Source organism: uncultured Azonexus sp., from assembly GCF_937982035.1.
GTDB lineage: Bacteria > Pseudomonadota > Gammaproteobacteria > Burkholderiales > Rhodocyclaceae > Azonexus.
In genome coordinates this window covers 20,963-33,937 of record NZ_CALJNI010000004.1, presented here as the reverse complement: position 1 = coordinate 33,937, position 12,975 = coordinate 20,963, and the positions used below count along the sequence as shown (strand labels likewise).

The 12,975-nt window shown below is 57.3% G+C and carries 9 protein-coding genes; 3 read left to right on the top strand and 6 right to left on the bottom strand.

Translation table 11 applies throughout. The annotated features are described in order from the left end of the window. Positions 1 to 3: 3 nt before the first annotated feature. A complete protein-coding gene (rpmH, locus tag Q0799_RS02745) occupies positions 4 to 138 on the bottom strand; it encodes a 50S ribosomal protein L34 (protein ID WP_027457001.1) in 135 nt (44 codons plus the stop codon). A gap of 235 nt (positions 139 to 373) precedes the next feature. On the opposite strand from rpmH, the gene dnaA reads away from it, so the two are divergent. The 3 genes from dnaA to gyrB all read left to right on the top strand — a co-directional run bounded on the left by dnaA (position 374) and on the right by gyrB (position 5,622). Further along, the gene (gene dnaA / locus Q0799_RS02740) at positions 374 to 1,762 is read left to right on the top strand and encodes a chromosomal replication initiator protein DnaA (RefSeq protein WP_298393917.1); all 1,389 of its coding nucleotides are present in this window, start codon (positions 374 to 376) and stop codon (positions 1,760 to 1,762) included. Between the two features lie 209 nt (positions 1,763 to 1,971). Continuing rightward, entirely contained in the window at positions 1,972 to 3,078 is a 1,107-nt protein-coding gene (dnaN, locus tag Q0799_RS02735) for a DNA polymerase III subunit beta (protein WP_298393915.1), read from the top strand. A 69-nt stretch (positions 3,079 to 3,147) separates the two neighbouring features. Further along, positions 3,148 to 5,622 (top strand): DNA topoisomerase (ATP-hydrolyzing) subunit B, encoded by a 2,475-nt coding sequence (gene gyrB, locus Q0799_RS02730; RefSeq protein ID WP_298393913.1) that lies wholly within the window; start codon positions 3,148 to 3,150, stop codon positions 5,620 to 5,622. A 277-nt stretch (positions 5,623 to 5,899) separates the two neighbouring features. On the opposite strand, the gene Q0799_RS02725 is transcribed toward gyrB, so the two are convergent. From Q0799_RS02725 to dinD, 5 genes are read right to left on the bottom strand one after another with little or no spacing between them, the layout of a single operon-like run. Beyond that, on the bottom strand, positions 5,900 to 7,033 hold the full coding sequence (locus Q0799_RS02725) for an HNH endonuclease (RefSeq protein WP_298393911.1): 1,134 nt from the start codon (positions 7,031 to 7,033) through the stop codon (positions 5,900 to 5,902). Further along, positions 7,033 to 8,736 carry a restriction system-associated AAA family ATPase gene (locus Q0799_RS02720; RefSeq protein ID WP_298393909.1) on the bottom strand — a complete coding sequence of 568 codons (1,704 nt, stop codon included), beginning with the start codon at positions 8,734 to 8,736 and terminating at the stop codon, positions 7,033 to 7,035. Before Q0799_RS02720 ends, Q0799_RS02725 begins: the two co-directional genes overlap by 1 nt. A 3-nt stretch (positions 8,737 to 8,739) precedes the next feature. After that, positions 8,740 to 10,335, bottom strand: a complete 1,596-nt coding sequence (locus Q0799_RS02715; RefSeq protein ID WP_298394990.1) for a restriction endonuclease subunit S — start codon at positions 10,333 to 10,335, stop codon at positions 8,740 to 8,742. Between the two features lie 2 nt (positions 10,336 to 10,337). After that, entirely contained in the window at positions 10,338 to 12,038 is a 1,701-nt protein-coding gene (locus tag Q0799_RS02710; protein WP_298393907.1) for a type I restriction-modification system subunit M, read from the bottom strand. Positions 12,039 to 12,095: 57 nt separating this feature from the next. Then, positions 12,096 to 12,953 (bottom strand): DNA damage-inducible protein D, encoded by an 858-nt coding sequence (gene dinD, locus Q0799_RS02705; protein ID WP_298393905.1) that lies wholly within the window; start codon positions 12,951 to 12,953, stop codon positions 12,096 to 12,098. Positions 12,954 to 12,975: the final 22 nt, after the last annotated feature.

Here is a 12,975-nt window from a genome sequence, read left to right as displayed (position 1 = left end):
GGCTTAAACGGCCAGACGCTTGCGACCCTTGGCGCGGCGAGCAGCGAGGACGGCACGGCCGCCCTTGGTGCGCGAACGGACCAGGAAGCCATGGGTGCGCTTGCGGCGCACGACCGACGGTTGATACGTGCGTTTCATGTCGTAATTCCTTGAGTGAGCGGAGAAAAACGCGTGATTACACCTTGTTTGCCCCCCTGCTGTCAACCTGAATTATTTCCACAAGCTGTGGATAACTTGTGCATCGCAGGGTAGAATTGCGCTTTGGTCGGCGGCCGCGAAGCCGCCGATTTCATTGAAAATTCGTTTTCAAATCAGATAAATAATAAATCCTCCATCGCTGTTGGCGATGGTACGGTATGGAGCCAAAGTTTCAATGACCGGTTTTTGGGAATCCTGTTTGCAAAGATTCGAACAGGAGCTGCCCGCGCAGCAGTTCAACACCTGGATCAAGCCGCTGCGCCTGGAAGGTGAAAGCAAGGCGCTGGAAGAGGGCCTGCGCCTGGTCGCGCCGAACGGCTTCATCCTGAAATGGGTACGCGACCGCTATCTGGCGCGCATCGAGGATTACGGCAACACCTTCTTCGCCGCCCCGGTCAGCATCGCCCTGGTCATCGGCAGCGGCAAGGCCAGCAGTCCGCGCAGCGAAGCTGCCAAGCCCGTCGCCAGTGAAGCCAGCCCGGACAGCAAGCCGGCCCCAGCGCCCGCCCAGGAAAAACCCCGGGCCAAAACCGCCTCGGTCTATGAAAAGTCGCGCCTGTTTTCCAACTTCACCTTCGACAACCTCGTCGTCGGCAAGGCCAACGACCTGGCCCGCGCGGCCGCGCTGCAGGTCGGCAGCAATCCCGGCGGTGCCTACAACCCGCTGTTCATCTACGGCGGCGCCGGCCTCGGCAAGACCCACCTGATCCACGCCATCGGCAATCACATCGTCAAGGACAACCCGGACAAGATTGTCCGCTACGTCCATGCCGAGGATTACTACTCCGACGTGGTCCGCGCCTACCAGCAGAAATCCTTCGACACCTTCAAGCGCACCTATCGCTCGCTCGACGTGCTGCTGCTCGACGACGTCCAGTTCTTCAACGGCAAGAACCGTTCGCAGGAAGAGTTCTTCTTCCTGTTCAACGCACTGATCGAGGCGCGCAAGCAGATCATCATCACCTGCGACACCTATCCGAAGGACATCAACGGCCTCGACGACCGGCTGGTGACCCGCTTCGACTGGGGTCTGACGGTGCAGATCGAGCCGCCCGAGCTGGAAATGCGCGTCGCCATCCTGCAGAAGAAGGCCGAAGCCGAAGGCATCCGCCTCGACGACGAAGTCGCCTTCTTCATTGCCAAACATCTGCGCTCCAACGTCCGCGAACTCGAAGGCGCGTTAAAGAAGGTGCTCGCCTATTCGTCCTTCCACGGTCGCGCCATCGCGCTCGACCTGGCCAAGGAAGCGCTCAAGGACCTGATCGGTTCGGTGCGCAATGTCGGCATCGACAACATTCAGAAGACCGTTGCCGACTATTACAAGATCAAGGTTGCCGAATTCTTCTCCAAGAAGCGCACGCGGGCCATCGCCCGGCCGCGCCAGGTGGCGATGTGGCTATGCCGCGAAGTCACCTCGCACAGCTTCCCGGAAATCGGCGATGCCTTCGGCGGCCGCGACCACACCACGGTGATCCACGCGGTCAAGACCATCGATTCGCTGCGGGCCAAGGAAAGTGAGCTCAATCACGATCTGCACGTCCTGCTTCAGGTGCTGAAAGGATGATGCTGTAGACAAGTCTGTGCATAAATTGTCGGGCGAATGTGGACATGCTGTGCTTTTCCGCTTTGTGGGAAAATTGTCCAGTTTTCATCCACAGGCAATTCAGAGACTTTCGAGGATGCAAAAATCTGCTTCAAGTTGTTGAAATTAATAATAAATATTTGTTTATCCACAGAACTGTTCCCGATATAGTCTATTAAGGAATTTAATTTATGGTTCTTATTAAAAGCCAAAGAGACACGCTTCTGGCCCCGTTGCAGTCAGTGTCGGGAATCGTCGAGCGTCGCCATACCCTGCCCATCCTGTCGAACGTGCTGCTGGAAAAGAAGGGCGATCAACTGACCCTGCTGGCCACCGACATCGAAATCCAGATCACCACCAGCACCACCTGTACCGGCGGTGAAGGCGATGGCGCGGTGACCGTCGGCGCGCGCAAGCTGCAGGAAATCCTGCGCTCGCTGCCGGACAGCACCGAAATCACCGTCAACCTCGAAGACAAACGTCTGCAGGTCAAGGGCGGCAAAAGCCGTTTCAACCTGCAAACCCTGCCGGCCGACGACTTCCCGCGGATGACGCTGAGCGAAGGCGACACCAAGCAGTTCACGATCAGCCAGAAGGCTTTCCGCCAGCTGATCGCCAAGACCCAGTACGGTATGGCTGCCCAGGACGTGCGCTACTACCTGAACGGTCTGCTGCTGCTGGTCGAAGGCAAGGAACTGCGCGCCGTGGCCACCGACGGTCACCGTCTGGCCTACGCCAGCGTCGAGATCGAAACCGAACTGCCGCGCCAGGAAATGATCCTGCCGCGCAAGACCGTGCTCGAACTGAACCGTCTGCTGGTCGATAGCGACGACGCGCTGAACATCACCCTGTCGTCCAACCAGGTGCGTTTCGCCTTCGGCAACATCGTCCTGGTGTCCAAGCTGATCGACGGCAAGTTCCCGGATTACGAACGCGTCATCCCGCCCAGCCTGCGCAACCACATGACCGTCGGCCGTCAGATGCTGATGCAGGCCATGCAGCGCGCGGCCATCCTGACCAACGAAAAATTCCGCGGCGTCCGCGTCGTGCTCGGCGAAAACAGCCTCAAGCTGATTGCCGCCAATGCCGAACAGGAAGAAGCCCAGGAAGAAATCGAGGTACAGTACACGGGCGAACCCATCGATGTCGGCTTCAATGTCGGATATCTGCTCGACGTGCTCAACAACGTGCACTCGGACGAAATCCAGTGGAGCTTCAACGACGCCAATTCGAGCGCATTGATTACCGTACCCGGCAACGACCGCTTCAAATACGTCGTCATGCCGATGCGCATCTGAATCGCAGTTTAAGCACCGCTTCAGGCCCGTCCACACGGACGGGCCAAGTTTCACGTGGAACCAAGAACAATGAGTGAAGAGAACGTCCCGCAAAGCGCGGCGCCAGCCTATGGCGAATCCAGCATCCAGATCCTCGAAGGCCTGGAGGCCGTGCGCAAGCGGCCGGGCATGTACATCGGCGATACCTCCGACGGCACCGGTCTGCACCACCTGGTTTTCGAAGTCGTCGACAACTCGATCGACGAAGCGCTGGCCGGGCATTGCGACGACATCATCGTCACCATTCATCCGGACAACTCGATTTCGGTCATCGACAACGGCCGCGGCATCCCGACCGGCGTCAAGATGGACGACAAGCACGAGCCGAAGCGCTCGGCCGCCGAAATCGCGCTGACCGAACTGCACGCCGGCGGCAAGTTCAACCAGAACTCGTACAAGGTCTCGGGCGGCCTGCACGGCGTCGGCGTTTCCTGCGTCAATGCGCTGTCCAAGTGGTTGCGCCTGACCATCCGCCGCGACGGCAAGAAGCACTTCATGGAGTTCTGCCGTGGCGTGCCGGTCGACCGCTGTATCGAAACCCGCGACGGTTTTGAAATCTCGCCGCTGAAAGTGCTTGGCGACACCGAAAAGCGCGGTACCGAAGTCCATTTCCTGGCCGACGAGGAAATCTTCGGCCACGTCGAATTCCATTACGAAATCCTGGCCAAGCGCTTGCGCGAACTGTCCTTCCTGAACAACGGCGTCAGCATCAAGCTGGTCGACCAGCGTTCCGGGAAGGAAGAACTGTTCGCCTTCGCCGGTGGCGTCCAGAGTTTCGTCGAGTACGTCAATCGCACCAAGTCGGTCCTGCACCCGAAGATCTTCTATTCGGCCGGTGAAGCCAAGGTTGGCGACACCGGGGTCACCATCGGCGTCGAAGTCGCGATGCAATGGAACGATTCCTACCAGGAACAGGTGCTGTGCTTCACCAACAACATCCCGCAGTCGGATGGCGGTACACACCTGACCGGCCTACGCGCGGCGATGACCCGGGTCATCAACAAGTACATCGACGAAAACGAGATCGCCAAGAAGGCCAAGGTCGACATCAGTGGCGACGACATGCGCGAAGGCCTGGCCTGCGTGCTGTCGGTGAAGATGCCCGATCCCAAGTTCGCCTCGCAGACCAAGATGAAGCTGGTTTCCAGCGAAGCGCGCCCGGCGGTCGAAGAGGTCGTCGCCCAGAAACTCGCCGACTTCCTGCTTGAGAATCCAATCGACGCCAAGACCATCTGCGGCAAGATCGTCGAAGCCTCCCGCGCCCGCGAAGCGGCCCGTAAAGCCCGCGAAATGACGCGCCGTAAAGGCGTGCTCGACGGCGTCGGCCTGCCCGGGAAGCTCGCCGATTGCCAGGAAAAAGACCCGGCGCAGTGCGAAATCTACATCGTCGAGGGTGACTCCGCCGGCGGCTCCGCCAAACAGGGCCGCGACCGCAAGTTCCAGGCAATCCTGCCGCTGCGCGGCAAGGTGCTCAACGTCGAGAAGGCGCGTTTCGACAAGCTGATTTCCTCCGAGCAGATCGTCACCCTGATCACCGCGCTCGGCACCGGCATCGGCAAGGACGATTTCAACGTCGAGAAGCTACGCTACCACCGCGTCATCATCATGACCGACGCGGACGTCGACGGCGCCCACATCCGCACCCTGCTGCTGACCTTGCTCTACCGCCAGATGCCCGAGCTGATCGACCGCGGCTACGTCTACATCGCCCAGCCGCCGCTGTACAAGGTCAAGCACGGCAAGACCGAGCGCTACCTCAAGGACGACCAGGAATATCACCAGTTCCTGCTCAACATGGCCCTCGACGAAGCCGTCCTGTCGCCGACCGGCGGCGCGCCGATCACCGGTCCGGCCCTGGAAGGCCTGGCCCGTTCCTGGCTGGCCACCGAAGCGATCATCGAGCGCCTGTCGCACCTGATCAATCCGGAAGTCCTGCAGGCCATCGTCCGTCACAACCTGACCGTCGATCTTTCCAGCGAAGACCAGGCCCGCGCCAGCGCCGAGCTGATCGCCCGCCACATCCCGGCCGGCACCCGCATGGTGCCCAAATTCGACGACATCCAGGAACGCTGGACGCTGCGCGTCGAGCGCATGCACCACGGCAACCTCAAGGTCGGCCTGATCGACGAAGACCTGCTGCTCTCCGGCGATTTCATGCAACTCAAGCGCACCGCTGAAACCCTTGCCGACCTGTTCGGTAACGGCGGCATCATGGCCCGCGGCGAGAAGAAACACGTTGCCGCCAACTTCGGCGAAGCCATGAAGTGGCTGCTCAACGAAGTCGAACGCGGCATCGCCAAGCAGCGCTACAAAGGTCTCGGCGAAATGAACCCGGAACAACTCTGGGAAACCACCATGGACCCGAAGGTCCGCCGTCTGCTGCGCGTGCAGATCGACGACGCGATTGCCGCCGACGAGATCTTCACCACGCTGATGGGCGAACTGGTCGAGCCGAGAAGGGCATTCATCGAGACCAATGCGCTGAATGCCAGGATCGACATCTGACGGGATGTAGGATCCCACGATTGTCTAGATTTTTCCCAAAAGTCTAGATTTCGTGGGAATTGTTCTAACAAAGAGGCTGCTCGTTTAGAGTGGCCTTTTTGATTTTATAGGTCAAGTTCAACTGGCTACAATTCGGCCAAAGCTGCCGGTGGCCGGTGTCCAGGAAAATGACGGAAATCGGTTGGATTTCTGCCCTTTGACCTCGTGATATGGGAATCGAATACCGCGCCGGATAACTTGATCGAATGTCCCATCGCACCATCTGACTGGTATCACGTCAGGGTATTGGAGGCGCAGCTTCCAGTTTCGCAATCGGTGCGAATACCCCCGCATTTTTGCAGGCCTGAAGAAAACCATTCTTGAGAAAGTTTTCATTGGCATAGGGCGACCGCTCCGTATGGCGCTGCACGGCTCGCAGGTATTCGTCAGGCGTTCGTCCATCTTCCCCTGCCGATTCATCATGCCAGCGCCACTCGTCCCGAATTTCTACCAGCCAGGCCTTGCCATCACCGTTCAATAGCTTTTCGCGATACCGTTCGTCGATGCCATAAACGTCTTTCCATGTCTCAATTTGTTCGGAGAGATTAGTCGGACCGAAGGTAAGCTTGATCTCCGCAGGCATCAGTTTTTCGATATCCGCGTGATCGAACGTCACCTGCACATCGATGGCATAGGGTGTCGTTGAAAATGGGTAAAAAACCTTGCGCCGAACGGCTTCACCTGCGGGGTCTTTTTGCACGTATGCCGGGTTCTTGCTCGTCTTATAACTGCTGTTGCAGTGATGGCAGGCCGGAACAAGGTTCCTGAAATTGATGGAGTTGAAGGGGTAGAGCGCTTTCGGCAAATAATGGTCGTAGGCGTCGCGCTTGGTGGTGTACTCGCCCAATAAAGGACTGATGCCGCAAAACGGACATCTTCCCGAGTTGTTGGCGGAAACAAAAGCCTGGTAGTGATCATCAATTTCGCCAATCTTGGCGCGTAGCGGTGCCAGGTCCAGCAGCGATTTTGAATATAGCCCCTTGAAGAAAGTTGCCAGCAGATTTTCCAGTTCTGGATAGGTTGCGGCAACATCAACGTAACGGGCCAAATCGGCAGCAGGATCGTTGGCGCAGACTTTCTCCAAATCGTTATTGCCCCGATACCACCCTTGAAATTGTGCAATTTGCGGCGGCGTCAACGCGGAAAAGAACTCATAAATCCGCTCCACGTGTCTAAAAAAGAAATCTGCACCCTGGGCATCCGAGTAGAAGAATGCCTCCATCACCTCGCGCAGCTCCGGTTCGGCATCGAACAGGTCCAGACCAAATGGGATATTGGGTTGCGCCTTGCTCCACACCTCAAAGAAGATGAAATCGATGAACTTCTGCATCTTCTCCATCTGGTGCGGCACATAGGTGTAGGGAAACAGCATCAGCCTTGCTCCGCTCCGCCTTTTCTCTCCTGCCGGTCGAGAATGGCATTGATCAACAGCACCTTTTCAACCGAGTCACCCAGTTCACGCTGAATTTCGGTAATCAGTTCTTCTTCGTTCTCGCCGCCTTGTTCAAAGCGGGCGCGCAAGGCCTCTAGCAAGGCTTGCGCGTGCCCGCCGATGGTTTCCCGTTTGCCGAAGGTGCTCATGGTGATCTTGTTGATCGAGGCGCCCAGGGTGTTGTAGTCGGGCTGGCTGATGCTGACCGCGCCGCTGGTCTTGTCCTTCTTGAATATCAGCACCTTGTCCGGCTTGCTGTCTGAGATCAAAAACGGCGTGTGGGTGGTGATCAGCATTTCCTGCCCGACATTGCCATCACCCGGCAGGCACTGGCGCAACTGACTGATGAAGTTGGCCCGCCAGTCCGGGTTGAAATGGGTTTCCGGCTCGTCGAGCAGGAACAGGCAGTTGGTGTTGCGGAACAACAGGCACAACCCGAGGCTGTGCAGTAACTGATGCTCACCGTCCGACAGTTCCTTGAGCATCACCGTTTCGCTGACGTAATGGCTGTTGGACTGGTAGATGTCGGCCTTGAGCTGTTCGCTGACCGCATAGAGGTTCAGCGTCAGCAATACCTGAAAGGCCTGGAACAGGGACAGGGCCGAGTCATCGAAATTGTTGCGAAATGCTGCCTTGGTGGCGTCGTTTACCCAGTAGTCGAGGATCAGGGAATCGGTTTGTTCATCCTCGTAGCTCAAGGTTGCGCAACGCTTGAACTTCTCGATGATGGAGGTGCGCTCATCGCTTTCCAGTCGCTGAGTAAGATGGACAACATAGCCACCCGTTTCCGGGCTTAAGGATATCGCTGGGTTGTCCGAAAAATAGCTGTCTTCGGCATAACCTGGCGAAACATAATCGCCGGAAGTCAATTGCGCCGCCTGCTTGGCCGTGACTTCGATACGGCGCCGGATGATGATGCGGAATTCCTTCAGCGCCTCGACACCGACATCCTCGCGGAAAGGCTGCAAGCTCGCTTCATCGTGGAACAACAGGTTGCAGAGCAGGATGGCCTGGCTGAAACCGTTGTCGAGATAGGCCAGACGCGTTTCCGGGTGGCCGGGGTAAGACAGTTGCTGCGCAAGCGCCTGCCAGTATTCGTCGTACTGCACGAAACGCATCTTGAAGAAGGGCAGGCTGAGGATTTCGTTTTCGCCCGATGAATAGCCCAGCACGTACTCAGGCAGGAGAATATCGCCGTACCCGCCTTTGAAGAGCTCATTGACGTCGGTGTCGAAATCGCCTTGGTTAGTCCACAAAAATCGTACTGTTTCGCCGGGTTTTTTCCAGACAGTGACGCTGGCCCACCGTTGTCCATTCGGGTGTCGATATTCGAGAGGCACCTGGATCAGATAGTCCAACTCGAATGCGGTCGGCGAAAAATCTGGCGCAGCGTTCTGCAAAATTTCGGGCAGAAAGCTGCTGCGTACGCGCAGCACTTCGAGCTGGTAGAAGATCGCCGCCAGGGCTTCGAGTAGATTGGATTTGCCACTGCCATTGGGGCCGGCGCAGACGAAAGGGGCAAAACTGGCGGGCTGGGCCAACTCATCCTGTAGCGCCCATTCGCTGCGAAAATGATGCTCAAAGCCACAGGGCAGGCTGCGAAAGCCTTTGGGGTCGGTGATTTTGAGGCGGAGCAGCTTCATGGACTAGAACGAGCCCCTGTCGGCGGGGCGTCTGCGCAGCGACACGCGGTTGCCCTCTTCAGCAAAAGTCTGCATCAGCGTGCCACCTTTCAAAGCAGCAAACACAAGATCCTTCAACGCGTCGTAATCGGTTAGGGTCAGTGCAGGGGATTTTCCTTCGTTTTCGAGCCTTGTTTCCTGCAGGGTCTGCCAGGCCGACTCAAGGAATGCACGAGAATTCAGGCTGGCACCCGGTGAGGTATTTGCAAGATAGCGATTAAACCAGTGGGCAAGCAATTCGCTACGGCTTTCGGGGGGGGCGAATTGCACAACGTGGCTGAGCATCTTGGTCGGGGTGACGATGTCTTCAGGTCGTGCCGATTGATCAGCTTGTTGTGTTTGATCTGCCGGCAGCGGTACACGCGACAAATCCAGTTCCCCCTTGAAAGCCTTGTGGCTCAAGACACCGTAGAGGGCTTCAAGGTCGTCGAGGCTTTGCTGGTAGCTGGATTTAATCTCCTCAACTTTGTGGGCAACTTCAGCAAATTGTTTTTGCAGCTCGATGGGCGGATACGGGAATTCGAGAGAATCCAGAACCCCGGTATTCATATGGGTGAACGCCCCATCAGCCCCTGTCTTTAAGCGCCCCACCCGGCCCTTGCAGTAACGCATCAGTGAAACGAAATGTAGAGGAAGAAGTTCAGGACCAAGACGAAGTCGGATCAGATTGGTGCTGATGATGGCCGGTTTTCCCTGCATGCGTACCACGCACATTTTTCCAACAGTTCCGGCGCGAGAAATAACAATGTCGTTATCCTGTACAGAGTACGCAGCGAGCTCGTTGTACTTGTCTGGGGTAATCCACATGCGGAAAGGCAAAGCCATTTGTCCAGAGGGACCAATGTTGTCCATGTTCCATACGGGGATGCCCGATTCGACAAGCTCTTCCTTCTTCAAGGCGCTACCGAAGGGGCCGCATTTCGTGCCTTCTTTGGGATTAACGTAGAACTCCGATAAGCGCCTTATGGGAAATCCTCGTGGATTAACGACAGGGTCGCCAAACATCTCAAGAAACACGCTCTTGAGCAAGCCGTCGAGTTGTTGCAGGTGTTGCTGGCGCTGGGCGATCAGTTCTTCCACTTTGCCGAGCAGATGGGCGATGCGGGTTTGGTCGTGGCGAGGCCAAGCTGGAATTTCAAACTTTTCTAGAAAATCAACTGGAACACGCTTGTGTCCCGCTGCGCCTTTCATCGATTTTTTACCGAGGAATCGAAGCCGACTACTCCGTACAAGATGAAAAAGAAATCTTGAGTCAAGCTTCTCCGGAATCGCACGGAGTACGTGAAATTCGGTCGAGCCAAAACCTATTTCATGCTCAAGACTTTCAGTTGATGCCGATTTTCCATTCTCAAAGCAGGGAGTTATCTTTGCCAGCAACACATCCCCACGCTGAAAATATGTGAATCCCTTTTTTACGTCACTGAGTAAACGGGTTTCCTGATGAACTATCACGCCATCCTCGGAAATAGACGCCATCGAAAGAAACGAAACCTCTTGAGAGTCGTTAAGCCCCTTCGGAGGACGAGGATTTAGCTGTACGAATTGTGTAAGCGGGAGCATGATCACCCGATCATCCCCCTCAGTTCCAGCAGTTCCCGAACAATTCCGCTCTGCACCTTGGCAAGTTCAATCTCGTCCACATCCCCCACCTCAGCCCGAATTAGCCGATCTAGAATCACGCCGGGCGCGTCGTACTGCATTTCCTCAAACACATCTTCCTTGTAGCGCGAAAGCGAGAGATCGTAGCCTTCGGCCCCGATTTCGCTACGCGGCACCATGAAGTATTGGGCCGTGCGCTCGGTGTCGGTCGCGGCATGACGGGCATGGTATTTGGCGACAATATCCTGAAGGTCGCCATAGCCTTCCTGCTTGCTGCGCTTGTCGTCGAGGCTATAGCCGTCGGCCTGCATTTCGTAGAACCAGACGTGCTCAGTGGCTGGCCGGTCGACCTTGTCTTTCGCGCCATACACCTTGGTGAATAGCAGAATGGCGGTGCTGACCCCGGCATAGGGCTTGAAGACGCCGCTGGGCAGGGTGATGACGGCCTTGAGGTCGCAGCGTTCGACGAGCAACTGGCGCAGGCTCTTGAAGGCGCTGCCGGAGCCGAAGAGTACGCCTTGCGGGACGATGACGCAGGCGGTGCCGCCTTTCTTGAGCAGGCGGTAGATGTTCTCGACGAAGAGCAGTTCGGTCTTGGTGGTGGCGAGTTGCAGGTTTTCGTTGATGTCGCCCTTGTCGATGCTGCCGGTGAAGGGCGGATTGGCCATCACGATGTCGTACGCGGCTTCTTCGGTGTAGCCCTTGGAGAGCGTGTCCTGGTAATCGACATGCGGCTCGTCGATGCCGTGCATCATCAGGTTCATCAGCCCCAGGCGCACCATGGTGGCGTCGATGTCGTAGCCGTAGAGCGATTCTTGCAGGGTTTTCTGGGCGCTGGCGGTGAGGCTGGCGGCGACCGAGGTGCGGACAAAACCGTCTTCGTCGGGGACGAGGTTTTTGCTGCCAGCCCGGATGGCGAGCTGGGTAACGATGTATTGGTAGGCGCCGAGCAGAAAGCCGCCGGAGCCGCAGGCCGGATCGGCGATCTTGTGGCCGAGTTGCGGCTGTACCAGGTCGGCCATCAGCTTGATGATATGGCGCGGCGTACGGAACTGGCCGTTCTTGCCGGCGGTGGCAATTTCGGAAAGCAGCATTTCATAGACATCGCCCTGGATGTCCTGAAAGGCCTGCCCATTGATCCGCGAGTCGCGCTCCATGACCTCGAAGATTTCGTCGATGGTCTTCACCGCTTCCACCAGCAGCATCGGCTTGGGGATGATGAACACCGCATTCTTCATGTGGTGGGTGAAGTTGGATTCGGCGCCGTTCAGGTCCTTGAGGAAGGGGAAAACCCTGCTCTGGACGTGTTGCAGCATTTCCTCGGCCTGCATGCGCTTGAATTCGCTCCAGCGCAGGCGGCGCCTGTCGATGGCGTAGCGCTTTTCGTCTTCCAGTTTCCTGGCCCAGTCGGCATCGCTATCCGTTTCTTCGCGCCGCGCACGATATTCAGGCGGGATCCAGCTGCCAACGAATTTTGATCGATAGGGCTCACCGGTAAATTCGGCATCGGCCTGGCGCTTCAAGTCGAATTCGTCAAGCCGCTTCATGAACAGCAGGTAGGTGATCTGCTCAATGGCGGTCAGCGGGTTGCTGATGCCGCCGCTCCAGAATTTGTTCCAGAGTTGTTCGATCTTACCTCTGAGTTCGGGGTTGTTTTGCAGCATGGTGATGATCCTTGGCCGGCAGCGTGACCGCTGACCGGCAGATGGCGCGCGAGCGACTTATTCTTTCGGGGCCGGCAGTGTACCCGACTGTTGGACGAGCTTCTTTTCTTCCGCCTTGACGCGCCGCTCCAGCTTCTTGATGTCTTCTTCCGGCGGTAGCTGTTCCGGCTTGATGCCGCGCTGGCCCAACATGTCGCGCACGCTTTCGTTGTTCTGCACATGCTCGCGAGTGATGGCGCGTTCACCTTGCAGGTTGTCCTGGCTGACGTTGTGATTGGTGATTTCGGTCGCCAGGTTCTTGGCGGCGATGGTCAGGGTCGGCAGAAAGTCGGCCAGCGGGCGGGTCTTGGTGATGCCGAAACGGTCTTTCATGGCCTGGGTAGAATGGCCGCCGAAGAGCGCAGCATCGCCTTGCGAGCGGATGCGTCCGAAGCCGGCATCGTCGACGCCGCGTTCGTAGATGTTCTGGGAGAGCGTCTTTTCCGATTCGCGCAGGCGCTCGCGGGCATCCAGCCGGGCTTGCAGGCGCATGCGATCTTCGATCAGTTCCTGCTTGCGGGTCTGGATGGCAAAGTAGCTTTGGGCAAAAGCGATGGGTTCCTTGCGCGGGTCGCCGTTCTGGGCGATCAGGTAGCAGGCGTAGCGAGTGAGCATGAAGTCGTCGACGGGGCGTTGGCCACCCTTGCCGATTTCGATCATTTTCGTGACGTTACGAAAATGATCATCCGCCTTGAAACCACTTGTTTCACAGGACTCGATTGCGCGGTTGATGGCGCTTTGAAAATTCTCCCAGCGGGCGTACCCGAGGGGTTCCATGAGATCACGAGCAAACCAGAATTCGACACCTTCATCCGGGGTGCGCTGGCCCAGAGCATCGAACTGATTTGTGAGTAATTGAATCGCTCCGGATTGCATAGTGACTCCTTTATATTCCGGT